At 70.2% G+C, this 21,058-nt stretch carries 20 protein-coding genes; 7 read left to right on the forward strand and 13 right to left on the reverse strand.

Features of this window, described 5'->3' with window-relative positions; all coding sequences use genetic code 11:
- Positions 1-13: 13 nt before the first annotated feature.
- Entirely contained in the window at positions 14-1,069 is a 1,056-nt protein-coding gene (locus M4V62_RS09375) for a PucR family transcriptional regulator (protein ID WP_249586780.1), read from the reverse strand.
- A gap of 392 nt (positions 1,070-1,461) precedes the next feature.
- On the reverse strand, positions 1,462-2,394 hold the full coding sequence (gene sigJ / locus M4V62_RS09380) for an RNA polymerase sigma factor SigJ (protein WP_249586781.1): 933 nt from the start codon (positions 2,392-2,394) through the stop codon (positions 1,462-1,464).
- A 201-nt stretch (positions 2,395-2,595) separates the two neighbouring features.
- Between sigJ and M4V62_RS09385 the strand changes: the two genes are divergently transcribed.
- Entirely contained in the window at positions 2,596-3,069 is a 474-nt protein-coding gene (locus M4V62_RS09385; RefSeq protein ID WP_249586782.1) for a carboxymuconolactone decarboxylase family protein, read from the forward strand.
- A 74-nt stretch (positions 3,070-3,143) separates the two neighbouring features.
- Positions 3,144-3,692, forward strand: a complete 549-nt coding sequence (locus M4V62_RS09390; RefSeq protein ID WP_249586783.1) for a YceI family protein — start codon at positions 3,144-3,146, stop codon at positions 3,690-3,692.
- A 134-nt stretch (positions 3,693-3,826) separates the two neighbouring features.
- Here M4V62_RS09390 and M4V62_RS09395 read toward each other — a convergent pair whose 3' ends face one another.
- The 6 genes from M4V62_RS09395 to M4V62_RS09420 form a co-directional block, all read right to left on the reverse strand.
- A complete protein-coding gene (locus M4V62_RS09395; protein WP_249586784.1) occupies positions 3,827-4,843 on the reverse strand; it encodes a TIGR03842 family LLM class F420-dependent oxidoreductase in 1,017 nt (338 codons plus the stop codon).
- Between the two features lie 15 nt (positions 4,844-4,858).
- On the reverse strand, positions 4,859-6,262 hold the full coding sequence (hydA, locus tag M4V62_RS09400; protein ID WP_249586785.1) for a dihydropyrimidinase: 1,404 nt from the start codon (positions 6,260-6,262) through the stop codon (positions 4,859-4,861).
- 51 nt (positions 6,263-6,313) lie between these two features.
- Positions 6,314-7,597: an aspartate aminotransferase family protein gene (locus M4V62_RS09405; protein ID WP_249586786.1), complete on the reverse strand. Its 1,284-nt coding sequence runs from the start codon at positions 7,595-7,597 to the stop codon at positions 6,314-6,316.
- Entirely contained in the window at positions 7,594-8,436 is an 843-nt protein-coding gene (locus M4V62_RS09410; RefSeq protein ID WP_249586787.1) for a nitrilase-related carbon-nitrogen hydrolase, read from the reverse strand. The genes M4V62_RS09405 and M4V62_RS09410 overlap by 4 nt, the downstream gene beginning before the upstream one ends.
- Positions 8,437-8,627: 191 nt before the next feature.
- The gene (locus tag M4V62_RS09415; RefSeq protein ID WP_249586788.1) at positions 8,628-10,217 is read right to left on the reverse strand and encodes a hypothetical protein; all 1,590 of its coding nucleotides are present in this window, start codon (positions 10,215-10,217) and stop codon (positions 8,628-8,630) included.
- 106 nt (positions 10,218-10,323) lie between these two features.
- The gene (locus M4V62_RS09420) at positions 10,324-10,920 is read right to left on the reverse strand and encodes a TetR/AcrR family transcriptional regulator (protein ID WP_347277109.1); all 597 of its coding nucleotides are present in this window, start codon (positions 10,918-10,920) and stop codon (positions 10,324-10,326) included.
- A 136-nt stretch (positions 10,921-11,056) separates the two neighbouring features.
- On the opposite strand from M4V62_RS09420, the gene M4V62_RS09425 reads away from it, so the two are divergent.
- Together M4V62_RS09425 and M4V62_RS09430 are read left to right on the forward strand one after the other, a co-directional pair.
- The gene (locus tag M4V62_RS09425; protein ID WP_249586790.1) at positions 11,057-11,515 is read left to right on the forward strand and encodes a nuclear transport factor 2 family protein; all 459 of its coding nucleotides are present in this window, start codon (positions 11,057-11,059) and stop codon (positions 11,513-11,515) included.
- Entirely contained in the window at positions 11,512-12,363 is an 852-nt protein-coding gene (locus M4V62_RS09430; protein ID WP_249586791.1) for an NmrA family NAD(P)-binding protein, read from the forward strand. Before M4V62_RS09425 ends, M4V62_RS09430 begins: the two co-directional genes overlap by 4 nt.
- A 30-nt stretch (positions 12,364-12,393) precedes the next feature.
- Here the strand turns inward: M4V62_RS09430 and M4V62_RS09435 are convergent, their stop codons facing one another.
- Together M4V62_RS09435 and ggt are read right to left on the reverse strand one after the other, a co-directional pair.
- Positions 12,394-12,654 (reverse strand): helix-turn-helix domain-containing protein, encoded by a 261-nt coding sequence (locus M4V62_RS09435; RefSeq protein ID WP_249586792.1) that lies wholly within the window; start codon positions 12,652-12,654, stop codon positions 12,394-12,396.
- 186 nt (positions 12,655-12,840) lie between these two features.
- The gene (gene ggt, locus M4V62_RS09440) at positions 12,841-14,652 is read right to left on the reverse strand and encodes a gamma-glutamyltransferase (protein WP_249586793.1); all 1,812 of its coding nucleotides are present in this window, start codon (positions 14,650-14,652) and stop codon (positions 12,841-12,843) included.
- 104 nt (positions 14,653-14,756) lie between these two features.
- On the opposite strand from ggt, the gene M4V62_RS09445 reads away from it, so the two are divergent.
- The 3 genes from M4V62_RS09445 to M4V62_RS09455 all read left to right on the forward strand — a co-directional run bounded on the left by M4V62_RS09445 (position 14,757) and on the right by M4V62_RS09455 (position 18,594).
- A complete protein-coding gene (locus M4V62_RS09445) occupies positions 14,757-15,515 on the forward strand; it encodes a hypothetical protein (protein ID WP_249586794.1) in 759 nt (252 codons plus the stop codon).
- Between the two features lie 174 nt (positions 15,516-15,689).
- Entirely contained in the window at positions 15,690-16,889 is a 1,200-nt protein-coding gene (locus tag M4V62_RS09450) for a L,D-transpeptidase (RefSeq protein WP_425575021.1), read from the forward strand.
- 109 nt (positions 16,890-16,998) lie between these two features.
- Positions 16,999-18,594, forward strand: coding sequence for an alpha/beta fold hydrolase (locus M4V62_RS09455; RefSeq protein ID WP_249586795.1), 1,596 nt, complete (start codon positions 16,999-17,001; stop codon positions 18,592-18,594).
- A gap of 38 nt (positions 18,595-18,632) precedes the next feature.
- Here the strand turns inward: M4V62_RS09455 and M4V62_RS09460 are convergent, their stop codons facing one another.
- Genes M4V62_RS09460 through M4V62_RS09470 form a run of 3 tightly spaced genes read right to left on the reverse strand, consistent with a single transcriptional unit; the run spans position 18,633 to position 21,058 of the window.
- Positions 18,633-19,502 (reverse strand): amino acid ABC transporter permease, encoded by an 870-nt coding sequence (locus tag M4V62_RS09460; protein WP_249586796.1) that lies wholly within the window; start codon positions 19,500-19,502, stop codon positions 18,633-18,635.
- Positions 19,499-20,143 (reverse strand): amino acid ABC transporter permease, encoded by a 645-nt coding sequence (locus tag M4V62_RS09465; protein ID WP_249586797.1) that lies wholly within the window; start codon positions 20,141-20,143, stop codon positions 19,499-19,501. Before M4V62_RS09465 ends, M4V62_RS09460 begins: the two co-directional genes overlap by 4 nt.
- A gap of 9 nt (positions 20,144-20,152) precedes the next feature.
- Complete coding sequence (locus tag M4V62_RS09470) at positions 20,153-21,058, reverse strand: glutamate ABC transporter substrate-binding protein (RefSeq protein WP_249592757.1); 906 nt, start codon at positions 21,056-21,058, stop codon at positions 20,153-20,155.

A 21,058-nucleotide genomic window follows, 5' to 3' on the forward strand; every position in this document is an offset into this window, starting at 1 on the left:
CACAAGTCACAGGTCACAGCGAGGTGGTCGGCCAGCCCAGCAGTCGGGCGCCGATCACCGCTGTCTGGAGGGTGTAGCGGTCCAGCGGGTCGGCGGGGTCGGACCCGGTGAGGGTGCGGACGCGCTCCAGGCGGTACGTCAGGGCTCGTACGCTCAGCGACAATTCCCGCGCCGCCTGGGCCGCCACGCACCCGGTGTCGAAGTAGGCGAACAGGGTCTCCAGCAGCGGCACGGCGCCGCCCCGCGCCTCTTCCAGGGGTCCGAGCGTGGTGAGCACCAGGTCCACCAGAGCCTGCCGATCACGGGCGAGGACGGGGAAGACCAGGAGGTCGGCGGCGCGCAGCACGGGCTCGTCGAAGCCCATGCGCGTCGCGAGCTCCAGCGTGCTGACGGCTTCTTCGTAGCTGTGGGCGATGCCTGCCGCGCCGGGCTGGGGCCGGCCGATGGCGATGCGGCCGCCGTCGGTGGCGGCGTAGGCCCGCTTGGCGAAGTGGTCGAGGACCTCGTCCTGATGGGCGGGGGCGATGCACACGAGCCGCCCGTCCTTGGTGGTGAGCAGGATGTGGCGGTCGCCGAAGCGGCCGACGAGATCGCTCTCCACGTCCCGCGACACGGGGTCGGTCTCGTCATAGGCGTCAGGGCCCTCGGCCACGGCCACGGTGTGCGCGTGGGAGAGCCGCAGGCCGAATCGCTCGGCGCGCGCGGCGAGACGCCCCAGGTCCCCTCGGCCGTACAGCAGGTCGTCGATCAACTCACGCTGCGCGGCCTCCTCTTGGCGTACGACGAGCCGCTGCGCGTGTTCGTACCCCTCGGCGAAAGCGTCGATGGCCTGCTCCGCGGTCGCGAGCAGATGGTCGGGATCGCCGGCCGCGGGCCGGTGGGCGCGGGTGGCGGCGAGGTGCTCGCGTATCAGGACGCGCCACGCGTATCCGGCGTGGGCGGCCTGCGCACCGAGCGCACGGCGTGACGTCAGCTCCTCACGGGTGAGGCGGCGGCCGGTCGCGGCGGCCCGAGTGAGGATGTCGGCGTAGCCGTCGAGCAGCCGCTCGGGAATCTCCTGGGCGGTCATCTGGTCTCCAGAGGACAGACACGGCGGTGCGACACGGGCGCACGGCGCTCCGTGCCGTCGGAAAAGAAGGGCGACGGCAACTGGGCGCGGGCACAGCGGAGTCAGAACCCCGAAGGCATCAGCGGCGCGGGCTGCTCGTCGTGGCGCCGTCGATATCGGGCACGCTGTCACGGGCGGAGTTGTCGATGCGTACGACTCTGGGACCCATCTCTTGCCCCCGCCCCTCCGACCGTCGGCGATCGTCGCCGCCGCTTGAATATTGAGCAACCTCTGGCTCAATGGAGCGCCTTGGCTCAGTTCGTTAGTTTACCGTACGACAAAGATCGTAAATGGGAAACCAAGGGCACCAAGCGGACAGACACCGGCGCCCGGCAGCTCGACCGGGAGGCATCTCAGGCCGTCCAGGTCCGCAGCTTCTCGGGGTTCCGTACGGCCCAGAAGCGTGTGATCCGGTCGCCTGCGACGTCGAGGGCGATCACCGACGTGGTGATGCCCTCGTGCTGGACCACCAGGCCGGGGCGGCCGTTGACCGTGCGCTCCAGGATCGTCTGGCCGGACAGCCTGCCCGCGACGGCGATCAAGTAGCGCGCGATCTCCTCGGCTCCCGCGACGGGGTGGGGCGCGGCGTTGACCAGGCCGCCGCCGTCGGCGAGTGCCGTGGCGTCGGGGTCGAGGAGGCCGATGAGCGCCGCGATGTCCTTGGCCTCCCATGCCCGCTTGAAGTCCCTGACGACGTCGGCGCTGCGGGCCGCCGGAGCCGCGGGAGCGTGCGAGGCGCGCATGCGGCGGCGGGCCGAGGACGCCAGCTGGCGGCAGGCCGCCGGGCTGCGGCCGACGATCTCGGCCACTTCGGCGAAGGAGTAGCGGAAGACGTCGTGCAGGATGAACGCGACGCGCTCGGCCGGGGTCATGGATTCGAGCACGACGAGGAACGCCATGTTGACCGACTCGTCGAGGGTGACCCGGTCGGCCGGATCGGATGCCGTGCCGCCCGGCCGCCCCTCGGTCCACTCCGTGCGATCGGGCAGCGGCTCCGGGATCCATGCGCCCACGTAGCTCTCGCGCCGGGCCCGTGCCGAGCGGAGCTGGTCGAGGCAGATGCGACCGGCGACCTTCGTCAGCCAGCCGCCGGGGTTCTCGATGGCCTCCCGCTGTCGCGCGGTCATGGCGTACCAGCGGACGTAGGCCTCCTGCACGACGTCCTCGGCATCGGCAAGTGAGCCGAGGAGCCGGTACGCGAGATTGATCAGCTGCCGCCGCTCGCTCATGATCGCGCCCAGGCCCGGGTCGCGCCGGGCGTCGCCGGTCGTGAACTGGATCCTCATGGTGTCGCCGCTCCCCCTTGCCGCATGTGCCGTCACCAGTACGACGAGACAGCCTCCCGGAATGTGATGCCCGCCTGCGCCGCCGGGGCTTCGCCTCACATTCCGGCGGGCTGTCTCGTCGGTGGTGCTGGGACGCCAAGGTCCCGCGAACGGCCGTTCCGCCCAGGGGGCGAGCCGGTCAGGCAGGCAAAGGAGATCACTGTGGACACCCGTCTCGACTTCCTCACCAATCCGGTCTCGGCCAAGGTCGTCAAGCACATCGCCGCCGCGGGCAAGGCACTCGCGGACTCGACGCTGCCGGCCGCGACGCACGAGCTGGTCGCGCTCCGCGCCAGTCAGATCAACGGGTGCGGTTTCTGCGTCGACATCCACACCAAGGAAGCGGCGCACGCCGGGGAGACCCAGGTCCGCCTCCACCTGGTCGCGGCCTGGCGCGAGGCCTCGGTGTTCACCGACGCCGAGCGGGCCGCGCTGGAGCTCGCGGAGGAGGGCACCCGCATCGCGGACGCGGCCGGAGGTGTCAGCGACGAGGTGTGGGCGAACGCCGCCAAGCACTACGACGAGGACCAGCTCGCCGCCCTGGTGTCGATCATCGCCGTCATCAACGCCTTCAACCGTCTGAACGTCCTCACCGTGCGGCCCGCGGGCGAGTACCAGGTCGGCCAGTTCGGCTGACCGGCGGCCGGCTCCCGGTCCTCGGGAGCCGGCCCATCCCACCCCCAAGCTCCAACCTCCAGGAGGCACCACCCATGTCATTGACCCCGATCGATCTCGCCGAACTGACCGGCGCCTACGCCCTCGACACCACCCAGAGCCGGATCGGCTTCGTCGCCCGGCACACCATGTCCACCAGGGTGCGCGGCCGGTTCGAGGCGTACGAAGGCGACGTACTCCTGCACGGCGACCACCCGTCGACATCCGGCGCACGCCTCACGATCCGGGCGAGCAGCCTCCAGACCCACAACCGGCAGCGCGACGACCAACTGCGCAGCACGTTCCTGGACACGGACAACCACCCGGCCATCACCTTCGCCTCGACCGATGTGACGCCGACGGGCGAGACCACCTACAAAGTCACCGGCGACCTGACCATGCGCGGCGTGACCAATCCGGTCACCCTGGACGTCCAGCTGACCGCCGCCGAGAGCGACGCACAGGGCGACTTCCGGGTCGGCCTCCAGGGCGGCGTCACGATCAACCGCAACGACTGGGGCGTGAACTGGAACACCGCGACCTCACTTCTCGTGAGCCCGAAGGTGACCCTGGAGTTCGACGTCATCGCCGTCCGGCAGCCCTGAGCGGTCCGGCAGCCCTGACCGGACACCGGACGGACCAAGCCCTGACCGGTCGGCAGTCACTCTCCGGGCGCAGCACCCACTTTCACGACGCGTGGGACTTGTGGTGTGGTCGCCGACCTGGAGGGTGGGGCTGCTCACGACAGGGCGGGGATGACCGTGTCGCCGTACCCGTCGATGACGCCTTCACGGTCGTCATACATCGCGTACAGCGCGAACTGATCCACCCCCAACTGCTTCAACTCCCCCAGTTTCGCGATGTGTTGGGCCGCAGTCCCGATCACGCAGAAGCGGTCCACGATGTCGTCGGGGACGAAGGCCGTGTCGGGGTTGTCGGCGCGGCCGTGGTGGGAGTAGTCGTAGCCCTCGCGGGCCTTGATGTACTCGGTGAGGGCCTCGGGGACCAGGTCCGAGTGTTCGCCGTACTTCTTCACCAGGTCGGCGACGTGGTTGCCGACCATCCCGCCGAACCAGCGGCACTGTTCACGGGCGTGCGCGAGGGCCGCCGGTGAGTCGTCCTGCGTCAGGTACGCGGGGGCGGCGACGCAGATCTTCACCGACGCCGGGTCGCGTCCCGCCGCCGTGGCCGCGTCCCTGACCGCCTTCACCATCGACTCCGTGAGATACGGGTCGGCCAGCTGGAGGATGAAGCCGTCGGCCTCCTCGCCGGCCATCTTCAGCGCCTTGGGGCCGTACGCGGCCATCCACACCGGGAGTTGGGCGTCCGGCTTGATCCACGGGAAGCGGATCGTGGTGCCGCCCAGGTCCGCGTCCCCGCCCGAGGCCAGCGACCGGATGACCTTCATCGCCTCGCTGATCCGGGCGAGGGTGTTCGGGGCGCGGCCCGCCACCCGCATCGCGCTGTCGCCGCGGCCGATGCCGCACACCGTGCGGTTGCCGTACATGTCGTTCAGGGTCGCGAAGGTGGAGGCCGTCACCTCCCAGGTGCGGGTGCCCGGGTTGGTGACCATCGGGCCGACGATCAACCGGTCGGTCTGGGCCAGGATCTGGCTGTAGATGACGAAGGGCTCCTGCCAGAGCACCGCAGAGTCGAAGGTCCAGCCGTAGCGGAAGCCGTTGCGTTCGGCGCGCTTCATGAGGCTGATGACCTGGGATGCCGGCGGATCGGTCTGCAGGACGAGTCCGAAGTCCATGGTGCGTCGCCTCTCCTAGCCGAGGTACTGGGTGGTGCCGCGCGGCACGTACGCGCCGTGTCCTGCGTGGCCGGTGAACTTGCGCTGGTCGATGACCACTTCACCGCGGGACAGGACGGTCTCCACCTGGCCGGTGACGTGCTTTCCCTCGTACGCGGAGTAGTCCACGTTCATGTGGTGCGTGTCCGCCGACATGACCTGCTCGGCGGCCGGGTCGTAGATGACGACGTCGGCGTCCGCGCCCGGCGCGATCGTGCCCTTCTTGCCGTACAGGCCGAACATCCTGGCCGGGCTGGCGCAGGCGATCTCGATCCAGCGGCGGCGGCTGATGTGCCCGTCCACGACGGCCTGGTGGAGGAGGTCCATGCGGTTCTCCACGCCGGGCAGGCCGTTCGGGATCTTGGAGAAGTCCCCGCGGCCCAGCTCCTTCTGTCCGACGAAGCAGAAGGGGCAGTGGTCGGTCGACACCACCTGGAGGTCGTTCGTGCGCAGGCCGCGCCACAGCGCCGCCTGGTGCTCGCGCGGCCGCAGCGGGGTCGAGCAGACGTACTTGGAACCCTCGAAGCCCGGCTCAGCGAGGTTGTCCGTGGACAGGAACAGGTACTGCGGACAGGTCTCGCCGAACACCGGCAGGCCCTCGTCGCGCGCCCTGGCCAGCTCGGCCACCGCCTCCTGCGCCGACACGTGCACCACGTACACCGGCGCGCCCGCCACCTGGGCGAGCTTGATCACCCGGTGCGTCGCCTCCGCCTCCAGGAGCGCCTTGCGCACCTCGCCGTGGTAGCGCGGATCCGTCTCGCCCCGCGCGAGGGCCTGCTCCACCAGGACATCGATGGCCAGGCCGTTCTCCGCGTGCGTCATGATCAGCCCGCCGTTGCCCGCGGCCTTCTGCATCGCCCGCAGGATCTGGCCGTCGTCGCTGAAGAAGACGCCGGGGTAGGCGGTGAAGAGCTTGAACGAGGTGACTCCTTCCTCGATCAGCAGGTCCATCTCCCGCAGGGACTTCTCGTTCACGTCCGAGAGGATCATGTGGAAGCCGTAGTCGATCGCGCATTTGCCGTCCGCCTTCGCGTACCAGGCGTCGAGCCCGGCCCGCAGCGCGTGCCCCCGGCTCTGCACCGCGAAGTCCACGATGGTGGTGGTGCCGCCCCAGGCCGCGGCCCGGGTGCCCGTCTCGAAGTCGTCGGAGGAGAACGTGCCGCCGAACGGGAAGTCCATGTGCGTGTGCGCGTCGACTCCGCCCGGAATCACGTACTTGTGGGAGGCGTCGATGACGCGGTCCGCCGTCCACGCCTCGGCGGCGCCCGAGCCGTGTGCGGCGAGCGCGGCGATCCGGCCGTCCTCGATCAGCACATCGGCGTGGGTCTCTTCGGCGGCGGTGATGACGAGTCCACCGCGGATCAGGGTGCGGGTACTCATGATGGGGCGCTCCCTCTCATGCTCGTACGTTCATACCGGCAGGCACGTGAACTAGACGCTCCGCAGGGCCTGTTCGAGGATCGCCGCCCCTTCTTCCGCCTCGGCGACGGTCAGCGAGAGCGGCGGGGCGATGCGCAGGACGCTGGTGTCGTGGCCGCCGCCCTTGCCGATCAGGAGTCCGCCTTCGCGGGCCGCTTCGAGCACGGCGGCGGCCGCCCGCGGATTGGCCTCGCCCGTACCGGGGTCGACCAGTTCGATGCCGATCATCAGGCCCCTGCCGCGCACTTCGCGTACGACGGGCAGCTGGGCGCAGATGGCGCGCACCCGCTCGATGAGCAGACCGCCGACGCGCCGCGCGTTGCCCTGGAGGTCGTGTTCCAGGAGGTACGTGAGGTTGGCGAGGCCGGCCGCCATGGTGACCGGTGAGCCGCCGAAGGTCGAGATGGAGTTGGAGTCGAGGGAGTTCATGACCTCGGCGCTCGCGACGACGCCGCCGATGGACATGCCGTTGCCGATGCCCTTGGCGAAGGTGAGGATGTCCGGCGGGCCGCTCGCGCCGTGCGCCTGCCAGCCCCAGAAGTGGTCGCCGGTCCGGCCCCAGCCGGTCTGCACCTCGTCCGAGATCCACAGGACGCCGTGCTCCCACAGGACTTCGCGGAAGGCGGCGTAGAGACCGTCCGGAGGCGAGGTGAAGCCGCCGACTCCCTGGATGGGCTCGGCGATCAGCGCGGCCACTCCCCCGCGCGCCTGACCGAGCATGTCCTTCAGATCGGCCACGCAGGCCTCGATGAACTCGGCGTCGCTCAGCGCGGCGTACGGTCCTCGGCTGCGGACGCCCCCGTGGACGTACAGCGTCTGGAGCGGTGAGAGGCTGGTCGGCGACCAGGCGTTGTTGCCGGTGATGCCGACGGCCGTGAACGAGCGGCCGTGGTAGCTGTTGCGCATGGCCAGGATCTGGTTCGAGCGGCGGTGCGCGGTGGCGAGGAGCAGGGCGGTGTCGTTGGCCTCGGTGCCCGACGTGGTGAAGAAGACGCGGGCGTCCGGGATGCCGGAGAGGCCCGCGACCCGCTCGGCGAGGTCGATCATCGGCCGGTTGAGGTAGAGCGTGGACGAGTGGATGATCCGCCCGGCCTGCTCGCTGACCGCCTTGGTGACCTCGGGCAGTGCGTGGGCGGTCATGGTGGTGAGGATGCCGCCGAAGAAGTCGAGGTACTGCTTGCCGTCCGCGTCCCAGACGTGGCGGCCCTCGCCGTGGGTGATCTCCAGCGGGTCTGCGTAGTAGAGCGCGAGCCACTCGGGCAGGACGGCTTTGTGGCGGGTGTGCAGATCACTCACGGCTGTACCAGTCCTTCGTACGCGTCGGGTCGGCGGTCCCGGTAGAACGCCCACTGCTGGCGTACTTCCTCGATCAGCCCCAAGTCCAGGTCCCTGACGACGAGTTCCTCGGCCTTGTCGCTCGCGGTCTCACCGACGAACTGGCCGCGCGGGTCGACGAAGTACGACGTTCCGTAGAAGTCGTTGTCGCCGTACTCCTCGACACCCACGCGGTTGATGGCCGCGATGAAGTACTCGTTGGCGACGGCCGCAGCGGGCTGTTCCAGCTGCCAGAGGTAGGCGGAGAGGCCGCGCGAGGTGGCTGAGGGGTTGTAGACGATCTGGGCGCCGTTCAGGCCGAGCTGCCGCCAGCCCTCGGGGAAGTGGCGGTCGTAGCAGATGTAGACGCCGACCTTGCCGACGGCCGTGTCGAAGACGGGCCAGCCCGCGTTCCCCGGCTTGAAGTAGTACTTCTCCCAGAAGCCCTTGACCTGGGGGATGTGGTGCTTGCGGTACTTCCCGAGATACGAACCGTCGGAGTCGATCACGGCGGCGGTGTTGAAGTAGAACCCGGACTGCTCGACCTCGAAGACCGGGACGACGACGACCATGCCGGTCTCGCGGGCGAGTTCCCGCATCCGCGTGACGGTGGGTCCGTCCGGCACGGGTTCGGCCCAGCGGTAGTGCTCGGCCTCCTGCACCTGGCAGAAATAGGGGGCGTTGAACACTTCCTGGAAGCCGATGATCTTCGCACCCTGGCGGGCCGCCTCGCGGGCGTGCTCCTCGTGCTTGGCAATCATGGATTCGGTGTCGCCGGTCCAGGTTGCCTGAACCAGTGCGGCGCGTACGACGTTGGCCATGAGCTGCTCCTTCGACGGGACGTCAGAGAGCTTCTACGCCCGTAGACTTGGTGCGTAGACAGGAAAACGTAAGCCTCGTCGCCGGGCTGGGCAAGACCATCGCCGTTAACCGGCGGAGTCGATCATGTTTCGCACCCAACCGGGCGAGAAGCGGACGAGAACGCGCAGCCGAAACGGGCGCGTCAGGCGCCTCAGGCGCTGAATCCGGCGACGCGCAGCGCGTGCACGAGATCCCAGTGGCGCTCGTCCGACACCCCTTGGGCCGCCTGGAGGAGCAGCGGGATGAGCCGGTAGGGATCGGTGTGCGCGCAGCCGGCCGCGTCCTCGGGCGTACGGACACGGAGATAGGCGTCGAGCAGGGCGCGCGCCTCGCGCTCGCGGCCCGCGTCGATCAGCGCGAGCACCGCCTCGGCGATCTCCGGGGCGGGCCGCGAGACGCCCTGCCGAAGGAGCTTGCGGCAGTCGTCGGCGCGGCCTGACCCCGCGAGGGCGTCGGCAAGCGCCACGAGCCGGTCGGGCGGCAGCGATGCGGCCTCCCAGAGCAGCGTCGACCAGTCGGCGCCGAGGCCCGCGCGGTGCAGCTCACCGGCGAGCACGGGGATGCGCGCCGCGGGCCAGCCCGCCGCCTCGACCAGGACGCCGTGCGCCTCGCCGCTGCGGCCCTCGCCCCGGAGCCGGACGAGGGCGGCGACCGCCTCGGCGGTGACCCGCTCGGCGTCGCGGTCCGGCCCCTCGGTGTCGCGGCCCTCGGCTTCTTCGCCGCCGCCCTCGGAGGCGTGCGCGAACCGCGCGCCGCGCGGGGTGCCCACGGCGGGCGGCTGCCCGGCCGCCTCCGGTGCGCCGACGGGATCGGCCGCGTCCGCGCCCTCGTCGAGGCCCGTGAACCCCGCGAAGCGGGCGCCTCGGGGGCGGCGCGGGCGGCGGGAGGTGTCGCGCGACTTGCGGCCCTGCTTCGGGACGACGGGAACGTCGGGGGCGTCGGGGGGCGAGGCCTCGGGGCCCGAGCCGGAGCCGGAGTCAGCCGGATCGACGTCGACGGAGACGGTGCGGGAATCCGGAGCCGGGGCGCCCCGACCCCCCGGGGACTCGCCGAACTCCCGTGTCCGGCCGCCGAGTTCGGAGGATCCGGTGTCGAGGCCATCACCGGCACCGCCGAAGCCGCCCACCCTCCGAGCCCCGAGAGCCGTCGGCGCCTGCCCGTCAAAGGCGTCGAAGTCCTCGGCCGCGAAGTCGTCCGACACCGGAGTCCCGAAGTCGACCCACTGAGGGCGGTCCGCCCGGTCGAGCAGCTCGATGCGCTCCCGGAGCTCCGCGCACCGCGCGGTCGCCCGCTCGTGGTCGTCGCGGACCCAGGCCAGATCGCGGTTGAGCCGCTCCACCTCGTGCGCCGTGGCCGCGGCCGCGAGCGCCCGGCCCAGGTCCGCCTGCCGCTCCACGGCGAACCGCTGCTCGGTGAGCATCATGTCGAGGCGCTCGCCGAGCAGCCCGCGGCCACCGGGCCGCGCGTCGTACGCGGCGAGCGAGGCACCGTGCAGCGCCCGCGCCCGCTCCGTCTCCCGCTCGGCGGCCTGCGCCCCGTACCGGGTGGCCAGATCGTGCAGCAGGGCCTCCATCACGTCCCAGGGGGGCACTTCCGAGCCATCCAGGCAGGCCCGCATCCCCTCGGGGTCACGGGACCAGAACACGCCGCACCACCCGGCGCCCGGATCGAGCCGCGCCAGGAGATCTCTGAGGTACCTCGCGAACTCCCGCACCTGATCCGGGAGTTGTCCTACTGCCATCCGAGCCAGCACCGCCCCATGGAGCCTGGAGTGTTCCGGTCCGGAAGATAACACCAGTCGTGTTACGGGACGACTACACGTGGTTTTCCGGCCGCCCCACAGCTCCTCACACGCCGTCGTCCGCACCGTGAGCGAGCACGGAGGCGCACAGCCTGCGCAGCCCCGCGTGCAGCTGGCCGGGGCTCGCGCCCTGGCTGGTCAGATGCTCGACGAGGTCGCTGCGGACGGCGGCGAGCAGGGCGTGCGCGAGGTAGTCGGCGTCCTCGCGTCCGTGTACGCCGGTCAGCATCCCGGCGACTTCGGAGTGCCACAGGTCGTAGGCGGGGTTGAGGTAAGGGCTGCCGGTCCCCGCCCGGTCCAGGGCCAGCATCAGCGCGCGCTGGTTCAGCTTGAGGTCGAGGAGCGCGGCCATGAGCGCGGGCACCCGTTCGGCGACCGGCGCGCCGGGCCCCAACGGCGGCGGCCCGTCGACGACTTGCTCGCGCAGCTGCTGCGTCTCCTCGACGACCAGCGCCCTGACCAGGCCGATGCGGTCGGAGAAGTGCCGGAAGACCGTGCCTTTGCCGGCCCCGGCGGCCTGGGCGATGTCGGCCATCTTGACGGTGTCGGGGTCGGCCGCTTCCTTGAACAGCCGGGCGGCGGCTGCCAGCAGCGCGGCCCTGTTGCGGACGGAGTCGGCTCTCTCCTTGCGGGCGGTGATGATTCCTCCTTGGTGGCGGGCTACTCGGTGACGGGCGACTCGGTGGCGGGCGAACGGAACGGCGGTACGACCACCAGCATAAGTCGACCCAGGGTCCGGTACTTGTAAACGGACCCGGGGTCAGGTTAACGTCGCCCCCATGACGCCACACCCCGCAACGCACGCTTCACCCACCGAAGTCTTCTCCCGCTCCCTCGACCTCCTCCTCGCCAAGGACATCGACGGCTGGGTCGCCCTCTGGGCACCCGACGGAGTCTTCGAGTTCCCGTTCGCACTCCCCGGGGCCCCGCACCGGCTCGTCGGCCGCGACGCCGTGCGCGCCTACATCGCCGACTACCCCGACCACATCGACCTGCGGAGCTTCGAGGACCTATCCGTCCACCGCACCGAGGACCCCGGGACGATCGTCGCGGAGCTGCGCGGCATCGGCCGGGCGGTCGCCACGGGGCGCCCCTTCGACATGCCGTACATCCAGGTCGTCACCGTCCACGAGGGGCGGATCACGCGGTTCCGCGACTACTGGAACGGCGCGCTGGCCGCCGACGCCTTCGACGGCCCGATCCCCGTCGGCGCCACGCACTCCGGAGAGGCCCGATGACCATGCGATTCCTCATCACCGGCGGCACCGGCACCACCGGCAGCCGTGTGGCGAAGGCACTGGACGACCAGGGCATGTCCGTACGCGTCGCGAGCCGCGCCCCGGCGCCGGGCACCCGCCGGGTCCGCTTCGACTGGGCCGATCCCACCACCCACGGTCCCGCCCTCAGCGGCACGGACGGCGTCTATCTGGTGCCGCCCATCGGGGACGCGGAGCCCGCCCGGCTGATGGTGCCGTTCCTGGAACAGGCCCTGGCCGCGGGGGTGCGCCGCTTCGTGCTCCTGAGCTCCTCCGCCATCGAGGAGGGCGGCCCCGGGGCCGGGGAGGTACACCGGGCGCTGCGCCAACTGGCCCCGGAGTGGGCGGTATTGCGTCCCTCCTGGTTCATGCAGAACTTCGTCAGCCCGGGGCATCTCCACGTCGGGAGCATCCGCGCCGCGGACGAGATCGTGACGGCCACCGGGCAGGGCCGGGTGGCATTCGTCGACGCGGGCGACATCGCCGCCGTCGCCGTACGGGCCCTGACGGACGAGCGGCCGCACAACGCGGCGCATCTGATCACCGGGCCACAGGCACTCAGCTACGCGGACGTCGCGGAGGCGGTCTCCAAGGTCACGGGGCGCGGGATCAGCCATCGCTCCGTCCCCGTGGCGGGCTTCCGCGAGCGGCTCGTCGCCACCGGAATGCCCGAGGCGTTCGCCCGCGTACTCGCCGCCATGGACGACTCCATCGCGCACGGGTCCGAGGACCGCGTGGACCCCGCCGTCGAGCGGATCACCGGCAGGCAGGCCCGCGACTTCGCGGACTTCGCCGCCGAGCACGCCGCCGAGTGGACCCCGGGTCCATGACCCCATGATCCCGGCGGCCCGCACCGGCCCTCACACAGGGGCGAGCGGCACCAGCGCGCACGCCTGAGCCACCTCGTCCAGCGAGAGGCCGAGCGCCAGCGCAAGGGCCGACACGGTGAAGAAGGCGGGCGTCGGGGCCCGCCCCGTCTCGATCTTGCGGAGCGTCTCCGCGGAGAGTCCGGCGCACGCGGCGACCTCCACCATGCTCCGCTCGCCACGCGCCGACCGCAGCAGGCGGCCAAGACGCTCACCGCGCTCGCGCTCTTCTGGGGTCAGGGGAGTCCGTACCATGCGCCCATCCTAGTCCCACCGCGCGCGGAAAACCATTCTCATACCGGTATAGTAATTGGCAGGGCCGAGCTCACGACGGACACATCACACGACTCGGCACAGCACGGCCAACGAGCTGGAGCAGAACTGCGACGCGGCCCGCTGAGCCCACCGGGCGGGCCCCCGCGGGCCCGCCCGGCCTGTTCCTCAGCCGGGCCGCACCACCATCGCCGACCCGCCACCGCGCCGCACCTTCTCCGCCGCGGCCAGCCACTTGCCGCCCGGCAGCCGCTGCACCCCCGTCGCCGCACCGATCTCCGGGTTCTGCTTGAACGAGTGCCCGATCGCCTCCAGGTCGGCCCGCACCGGGCTCTCCCACAGGCCCGGCTCCAACTCGGTCTGCGCGGCGTTGCGTTGGCTCGCGCGCGGCGCTGCGATCGCGTCGACGAGCGGAAGACCCCGGTCGACGAATCCCGTGAGGGTCTGCAGGACGGTCGTGATGATCGTGGCGCCGCCCGGCGAGCCGAGGGCGACCACCGGCTTGCCCTTCTCCAGGACGATCGTCGGCGCGATCGAGGACCGGGGCCGCTTCCCCGGACCCGGCAGGTTCGGGTCGTGCACGGCCGGGTCGGCCGGTGCGAAGGAGAAGTCGGTCAGTTCGTTGTTGAGCAGGAATCCGCGTCCGGGCACGGTGATCCCGCTGCCGCCCGTCGACTCGATGGTCAGGGTGTAGGCGACGACGTTGCCCCACTTGTCGGCGGCCGTGAGGTGCGTCGTGTTCTCCCCTTCGTACGTGGTCGGGGCGGCCTTGTCGCCGGACGTGCAGGCGGCCGGGTTCCGTGGGTTCCCCGGCGCGAGCGGGCTCTTGAGGACCGCGTCGTCGCGGATCAGGCACTCCCGCGAGTCGGCGAACTGCTGCGAGAGCAGCTCCTTCGTCGGTACGTCCTCGAAGGCGGGGTCCCCCACCCAGCGCCCGCGGTCGGCGAAGGCGACGCGGCTCGCCTCGATGTAGCGGTGCAGGTACTTCTTCTTCGACGCCTTCGAAAGGTCGGTCCGCTCAAGGATGTTGAGCGCCTCACCGACGGTGGTGCCGCCGGACGACGAGGGGGCCATCGAGTAGACGTCGAGCCCACGGTAGGAGGTCTTCGTCGGTGCCTGCCGTTTCACCGCGTAGGCCTTGAGGTCCTTCGCGGACAGATCGCCGGGCCGGGCCACCCGCCCGGACGCCGGGTCCACGGGCGGTTTGTTCACGGTGCGTACGACGTCCTTGCCGATGTCACCGCGGTAGAGCGCCCCGACGCCCTTGCGCCCCAGCTCCTCGTAGGTCCGCGCGAGATCGGGGTTCTTGAAGGTCGAGCCGACTACGGGCAGCGCGCCGCCGGGCAGGAACAGCTCGGCCGAGTCCGGGAAGTCGGCGAACCGCTTCTGGTTCGACTCGGTCTGCGAGCGGAAGGTGCCGTCCACCGTGAACCCGTCGCGCGCGAGCCGCTCGGCGGGCTTCAGGAGCGTGCCGAGCCGCTTGCTCCCCCACCGGTCGAGCGCGGACTCCCAGGTCGCGGGCGTGCCGGGCGTGCCCACGCCAAGGCCACTGGTGACGGCGTCCGCGAACGGGATCGGCTTGCCGTTCTCCAGGAAGAGGCCGGAGTCGGCGGTCCGCGGGGCCGTCTCACGGCCGTCGATCGTGCTCACCTTGCGGCTCTTGGCGTCGTAGTGGACGAAGTAGCCGCCGCCCCCGACGCCCGCCGAGTAGGGCTCGGTCACGCCGAGGGCCGCCGCGGTGGCGACCGCCGCGTCCACCGCGTTGCCGCCCTTCTTCAGGACCTCGATCCCGGCGGCCGACGCGTCCGCGTCGACGCTGGAGACCGCGCCGCCGTAGCCGACGGCCACCGGCGCCTTCTCCGGGGACCGCGAGGCCGGTTCAGCTGAGCGCGGAGACGAAGGGGGCACGGCCGCTCCGACCGACACCAACACCCCTCCGACCGCCAATAGCGTCAGATTCCGTACGACAGCACGACGCATTCGTACCTCCAGTCAACAACCGTCTGCGCAGCGTAACTTCGGTACACCCGCCACGTCAGGACCCCCTCGAACACGGGTCCTAGAGCCCGCTAGCATGCGCCCCCATGACTGAAGACGTGCGCAATATCGTCCTCGGCCTGATCGCGGCCGGCCTCGGTGCCGTGCTGGGCTGGCTCGCCCGTACCTACCTCTGGCGGCGGGGGCTCCGCCGCAAGCAGGCCTTCTTCGGGCTGCCCGACAACTCCGAGTCGCTGCTCGTGGTGAACCGCGAGGCGGGCGGCCCCGAGCTCACCGTCGTACGCCACGACGTGTTCGCGCTGCTCGAACTCGCCGCGCTGATCAAGGACTGCGGGGCGCACGCCCAGCTCGTCGCGCACGACGCCGTCCAGCAGAGCTTCGGCGAACGCACCGAGTTCTGCGTCGGCTCCCCCACGGCCAACCGCCGCATGGCCGCGCACATGCACTCCCTGCTGCCCGGGGTCCGCATCAACACCGAGCCGGAGCCGGGTCCCGACCGCGGGGCCTTCCAGATCGGCAGCGAGCGGTACCGCATGGAGGGCGGCATCACGGAGTACGTGATCCTCGCGCGGCTCACCGCGGGGCAGGGCCAGGAGGCGAGACCCGTCTTCCTCTTCTGCGGCCAGCGCGCGATCACCAACCAGGCGGCGACCCGCTATCTCGCCCGGCACCACGAGCGCCTCGCCCGCAAGCACGGCGCGAACACCTTCGTGCTGCTCCTGAAGGTCGTCAACTCCCAGGCGTACGGTCCCGACGTCGTCGAACTCGTCGGTGACGTCACCCGTGCCGCCCAGGCCCCGGCTCCCGCCATCGCACCGGCGCGCACGTCCCATCGCGCCAAGTAGGCGGCGGGCCACCGAGCGCCGACCACGAACCCGCACCCGCACCCGCACCCGCACCCGCACCCGGCCGATACCCCGCCTCTGTGACGTATTCGGCAATTCGGGGCAAGAGACAACCCAACGGGACCTTTGGCCATCTCACCGTGCAGTTCCACATTCGCACGGAGGTACGTTCCCTTGAGGCCCCTGAGCTCGCCGAGTCGCCGACGCCCCCTACGCACCCGCCACACCGGGGCCGCGGTCACGGCCGCCGGCCTTGCGGCACTGGCCGCCGCGCTGACCGCCTGTTCGGGCAGCACCCCGGCGTCCGCCGACACGGCCGCGAACAAGCCGGACATATCAGTCAATCTGCAGGGCAAGCAGGCCAAGGCGGGCTCCCCGGTCGAGGTGAAGCTGGCCGACGGCAAGCTGAAGCAGGTCACGGTCGCCGACTCCAAGGGCACGAAGCTCACCGGCAAGGTCGCCGCGAACGGCAAGACCTGGACCTCGGACCGCAAGGCGGTGCCCGGCACCTCGTACAAGGTCCAGGCGACGACGGACGAGGGCGGCAGCGCGCGGACCTCCTTCAGGACGGCCGCCCCGGAGCAGGTGAACAAGCTGAGCCTGACGCCCGGCAAGGACACCACGGTCGGCATCGCGCAGCCCCTGTCGGTCGTCTTCGACCACCCGGTGAAGAACAAGGCCGACATCGAGAAGCACCTGAAGGTGACGACCTCGAACGACACCACCGGATCCTGGGGCTGGATCAAGAACTACGACGGCAAGGACCGCATCGACTGGCGGCCCAAGGACTACTGGAAGTCCGGCACGAAGGTGAAGCTCGCCGCCCAGCTGGGCGGCGTCGACTCAGGCACGGGCGGCGGCTGGTTCGTCCGCGACTACGTCACCGGCTTCACGGTCGGCAAGAGCCAGAAGGTCAAGGTCGACCTCGACAGCAAGCAGGCGACGCTCGTGCGTGACGGGCAGAGCGTCAAGACCGTCCCGATGTCGGCGGGCACTCCTGGCGGCGACAAGGCGTCCTGGGGCGGCACGTCCGTCCTGATGGCCAAGGAGGGCACGATCAACATGCGCTCCGAGACGGTCGGCCTGGGCGACGCCTACGACAAGATGGTCGACAACTCGATGCGTCTGACCTGGTCGGGCATGTACGCGCACGCGGCTCCCTGGAACGCCTCGTACTTCGGCAACACCAACCACAGCTCGGGCTGCATCGGCATGAGCGACGGCGACGCGTCCTGGCTCTACGGCCAGGTCCAGGTCGGCGACCCCTTCGAGGTCTCCGGCAGCGGCTCGAAGGGCGTCCCCGACCCGGGCAACGGCTACGGCGAGTGGAACATCTCCTGGACCGACTGGCAGACGAAGAGCGCACTGAGCTGATCAAGCGCTCAACAATCGTTACCGGGGCGTAACTTACCGACGGGTTACCCCCGGTAAGAACACGAGGTTACCGTCGGGTCACTTTGCTTGCACGAGTAAGGAGTGACCCGTGGGACAACCGCGCAAGGCTCTGCGTACGACCACCGTGGGCGCCGTGTCGGCGACTCTCGTCGCCGGCGCCGCCTTCGGCATCGCCCCGGCCGCCCAAGCCGCTCCGGCGGCCGCTCCACGGGCGGCGAGCTCCTCGGACGTGCGCTTCGTCGACATCCCAGGCGACGGCGGCACGATCCTCAAGGCCAACGTCTTCACCCCCAAGGGCGCGAAGGCGGGCGCCAAATACCCGGCGATCGTGCTGCCCACCAGCTGGGCCATGCCGCAGATCGAGTACGTCGCGCAGGCCCAGAAGCTCGCGAACTCCGGCTACGTGGTGGTCAGTTACAACTCGCGCGGCTTCTGGCAGTCCGGCGGCGAGATCGAGACCGGCGGCCCCGAGGACATCGCGGACGCCTCCAAGGTCATCGACTGGACCCTGGAGAACACCGCGGCCGACCCCGACAGGATCGGCATGGGCGGCGTCTCGTACGGCGCGGGGATCAGCCTGCTCGCCGCAGGGCACGACAAGCGGATCAAGGCCGTCGCCGCGCTCAGCGGCTGGGGCGATCTGATCGACTCAATCTACAGCGGCCGCACCCAACACCAGCAGGCCGCCGGACTCCTCGGCGGCGCCGGTGTCCTCACGGGCCGCCCGAGCCCCGAACTCCAGCAGACCCTCAAGGACTTCCTCGGGTCCAACCTGGACAAGGAGGACGAGATGATCGCGTGGGGCGCCAAGCGCTCCCCCGCGACCTACATCGACCAGATCAACAAGAACGGCGCGGCCGTCATGATGGGCAACGCCTGGGGCGACACGATCTTCCCGCCCAACCAATACGCCGAGTTCTACGAGCAGTTGACGGGCCCCAAGCGGCTGGAATTCCGGCCCGGCGACCATGCGACATCCGAGTTGACCGGCCTGCTCGGGCTGCCCAACGACACCTGGACCTCCACCCAGCGCTGGTTCGACCGCTACCTCAAGGGCGAGAAGAACGGCGTCGACACCGAGCAGCCCGTCCAGCTCAAGTCCCGCTCCACAGGCGGCTACGAGGGCTACCCCGACTGGAAGTCCGTCGGCGCGACGAAGAAGAAGATCGACCTGGCCGGGTCCACCACGATCCGCGCGAACGTCGACTCGGGCGCCAACGGCGGCACCGTGCTGCTCTCGAATGCCCTGGACCAGTTCCTCAAGATCCCGCCGGTGGCCTCGATGCCGCTGCTCCCGCGGCGCTACGCGGGCGTCTGGCAGTCCGAGAAGTACGCCACGGACCAGCGCGTGCGCGGGACGGCGAAGCTGCACACCACGCTCACCAGCACCAAGGAGAGCGGCACCCTCGTCGCGTACCTCTACGACGTGGGCCCGCTCGGCCTCGGCAAGCTGGTCAGCAACGCGCCGTACACCTTCCACGGCAAGACCCCCGGCCGGCCGTTCGGCGTGGACCTGGAGTTGTTCTCCACGGCCTACGACGTTCCGGCAGGCCACAGGCTCGCCCTGGTGGTCGACACGGTCGACCCGCTCTACATCGAGCACAACCCGTCCGGCGCGCAGCTGACCTTCTCCTCGCCGGCGTCCGACCCGTCGTACGTGTCGGTCCCGCTGCGCGAGAAGTGATCACCGGCTGCTGCCGGGTCGGGCCCTGGCCCCTGTAGCTACTGCACACCCGGCAGCAGCGTCCCTGGTTCGGCCGGGGCCACGTCCGCGGCCTCGGTCTTGGGATTGCGCCGCTGTCGTCTGGACACCCACTGGGCGAACCACGAGAGCAGCATGCACATCCCGATGTAGATCGGCGAGATCACCAGAACCACGGGGATGAAAGGTAGATCGTAGTCGAGGTTCGACGCGATCAGCTTCCCGGCGTGGAGGAACTCCTCATAGGTGATCAGATAGCCGAGCGAGGTGTCCTTGAGCGCGACCACCAACTGGCTGATGATGGCGGGCAGCATGGCGCGCACGGCCTGCGGAACGAGGACGTGCGTCATCACCTGTGTCTTGCGCATCCCGAGCGCGTACGCCGCCTCCCGCTGCCCGCGCTCCACGGAGTTCACGCCCGAGCGGAAGACCTCGGCGAGCACCGAGCCGTTGTAGAGCGTGAGCCCGGCGACCAGGGCCGGCAGCGGCTGGACCTTCAGCGCCACGAAGACGAAGAAGATCATCACCAGGACCGGCATCGCGCGGAAGAACTCCACCAGGAGCGTGGCGATCCAGCGCACGGGACGGTGGTCGGAGAGCCGCCCCATGGCGAGCAGGCCGCCGAGGGCGAGCGCGAGGACCGCGGAGATGGCGAAGGCCTTGAGCGTGTTCCCCAGGCCCTTCAGGAGGAGTTCCTGGATGCCCTTGTACTCGAAGGGCGTCCACTTCGTCGCGGTGAACTGGTCGGTGTCGAAGAGCAGATAGATGATCCAGCCGACCAGCGCGAGCAGGACCAGGGTGGAGAGCAGCCCGTAGAGCTTGTGTCTGCGCTCGGTCTTGGGGCCAGGTACGTCGTAGAGGGCGGTTGATTCGTGGGAGAGGGCTTTCATCGGGCGACTCCCCAGCGCTTCTCGAGGACATTGAAGACGGCGCTGATGGCGAGGGTGATGATCAGGTAGCCGACGGCGATCCAGACGAACGTCCAGATGATGTTGTAGCCGAGCTCACTGAGCGTCTTGTACGTGCCGAGCAGTTCGGTGACGCTGAACGCGCCGGCGATGGCCGAGTTCTTGGCGAGGGCGATGAGGGTGGAGCCGACCGGCGGGATGACGGACCGGAAGGCCTGCGGGAGCACGACCATGGACAGCGTCTGCCCGAAGGTCATCCCCAGGCTGCGGGCGGCCTCGCCCTGGCCCTTGGGGACGGTGTTGATGCCCGAGCGCAGTGCCTCGCAGATGAAGGCGGAGGTGTAGCAGCCGAGCGCGAGGACGGCGAACACCTTGAAGGGGAGCACGAGTCCGAAGCGCGGGAGCCCGAGCAGCACCGCGAAGAAGAGCAGCGTGAGCGGGGTGTTGCGCAGGACCGTCACCCAGGCGGTGCCGAACGCCCGGAAGGAGCCGACGGGTGCCACCCGGAACGACGCCATGATGAAGCCGAGCACGAGGGCGAGGATGGAGGCGTAGACGGTGAGTTCGACGGTGCCGAGGAACCCCTTGCCGAAGGTGGAGAAGTTGTCTGTCAGTACGTCCACGACGCCTCCTCAGCTCGCCGGGTAGCGGTCGATGGCGGGCGGCTTGGGCGCCGGGACCCCGGAGAGGCCGAGGGTGGCGTCGTAGGCCTTCTTCCAGTCGCCGTTCTTCTCCCGGGCGGCGAGCGCGTCGTCGACGGCGAACCGCAGGGTGTTGTCGCCCTTGGGGACACCGATGCCGTAGGGCTCCTCGGAGAACGGCTTGCCGACCACCTTGAGCTCGTCGGGCACCTTGGCCGCGTAGCCGATCAGGATGGCGTCGTCGGTGGTGACGGCGTCGACCTGATAGGTCAGCAGGTTGTCGACGCAGACCGAGTACGTGTCGTACGCGACGAGCGTCGCCTTCGGGTAGTCCTTCTGGATGCGCTGGTAGGGGGTCGAACCGGCCGCCGAGCAGACCTTCTTGCCGTTCAGGTCCTGCGGCCCCTTGATGTCGTCCTCGTCGGAGCGCACGAGGAGGCCCTGTCCCGCCATGTAGTAGGGGCCGCCGAAGCCGACGAGCTTCTTGCGGAGGTCGTTGATGGTGTAGGTGCCGACGTAGTAGTCGATCTGCCCGTTCTGCAGGGCGGTCTCGCGGTTCGCCGACGCGATCGTCTTGAACCGGATCGACTTCGGTTCGAAGCCGAGCGAGGCCGAGATCATCTTGGCGATCTCGATGTCGAAGCCGGAGTACTGCCCGGTGGCGGGGTTCTTCTCGCCGAGGAACGGCTGGTCCTCCTTGGCCCCGACGACGAGGTGGCCGCGCCGCTTCGCCTTCTTCCAGGTGCCGGAGCCCGGCAGCGTGAATCCCTTCGCCACCTGGTACTTGGGCAGTTCGTCGGGCTGCGGCCCCTTCACCGGGGGGCTGCCCTCCTTGCCGCAGGCACTGGCGGCGCAGGCGGCGATGACGAGCGCCGCGAGCAGACGTGTCGTACGCAT

The organism is Streptomyces durmitorensis (assembly GCF_023498005.1).
In the GTDB taxonomy this organism is placed as follows: Bacteria; Actinomycetota; Actinomycetes; order Streptomycetales; family Streptomycetaceae; genus Streptomyces; species Streptomyces durmitorensis.

What these genes read in the sequence shown, in the direction of transcription:
- M4V62_RS09410 (WP_249586787.1), bottom strand. Translation starts at nt 8,436, where the DNA reads ATGGCCAACGTCGTACGCGCCGCACTGGTTCAGGCAACCTGGACCGGC.
- M4V62_RS09445 (WP_249586794.1), top strand. Translation starts at nt 14,757, where the DNA reads ATGACTGAAGACGTGCGCAATATCGTCCTCGGCCTGATCGCGGCCGGC.
- M4V62_RS09460 (WP_249586796.1), bottom strand. Translation starts at nt 19,502, where the DNA reads ATGAAAGCCCTCTCCCACGAATCAACCGCCCTCTACGACGTACCTGGC.
- M4V62_RS09425 (WP_249586790.1), top strand. Translation starts at nt 11,057, where the DNA reads ATGACGCCACACCCCGCAACGCACGCTTCACCCACCGAAGTCTTCTCC.
- ggt (WP_249586793.1), bottom strand. Translation starts at nt 14,652, where the DNA reads ATGCGTCGTGCTGTCGTACGGAATCTGACGCTATTGGCGGTCGGAGGG.
- sigJ (WP_249586781.1), bottom strand. Translation starts at nt 2,394, where the DNA reads ATGAGGATCCAGTTCACGACCGGCGACGCCCGGCGCGACCCGGGCCTG.
- M4V62_RS09435 (WP_249586792.1), bottom strand. Translation starts at nt 12,654, where the DNA reads ATGGTACGGACTCCCCTGACCCCAGAAGAGCGCGAGCGCGGTGAGCGT.
- hydA (WP_249586785.1), bottom strand. Translation starts at nt 6,262, where the DNA reads ATGAGTACCCGCACCCTGATCCGCGGTGGACTCGTCATCACCGCCGCC.
- M4V62_RS09415 (WP_249586788.1), bottom strand. Translation starts at nt 10,217, where the DNA reads ATGGCAGTAGGACAACTCCCGGATCAGGTGCGGGAGTTCGCGAGGTAC.
- M4V62_RS09395 (WP_249586784.1), bottom strand. Translation starts at nt 4,843, where the DNA reads ATGGACTTCGGACTCGTCCTGCAGACCGATCCGCCGGCATCCCAGGTC.
- M4V62_RS09375 (WP_249586780.1), bottom strand. Translation starts at nt 1,069, where the DNA reads ATGACCGCCCAGGAGATTCCCGAGCGGCTGCTCGACGGCTACGCCGAC.
- M4V62_RS09470 (WP_249592757.1), bottom strand. Translation starts at nt 21,058, where the DNA reads ATGCGTACGACACGTCTGCTCGCGGCGCTCGTCATCGCCGCCTGCGCC.
- M4V62_RS09390 (WP_249586783.1), top strand. Translation starts at nt 3,144, where the DNA reads ATGTCATTGACCCCGATCGATCTCGCCGAACTGACCGGCGCCTACGCC.
- M4V62_RS09430 (WP_249586791.1), top strand. Translation starts at nt 11,512, where the DNA reads ATGACCATGCGATTCCTCATCACCGGCGGCACCGGCACCACCGGCAGC.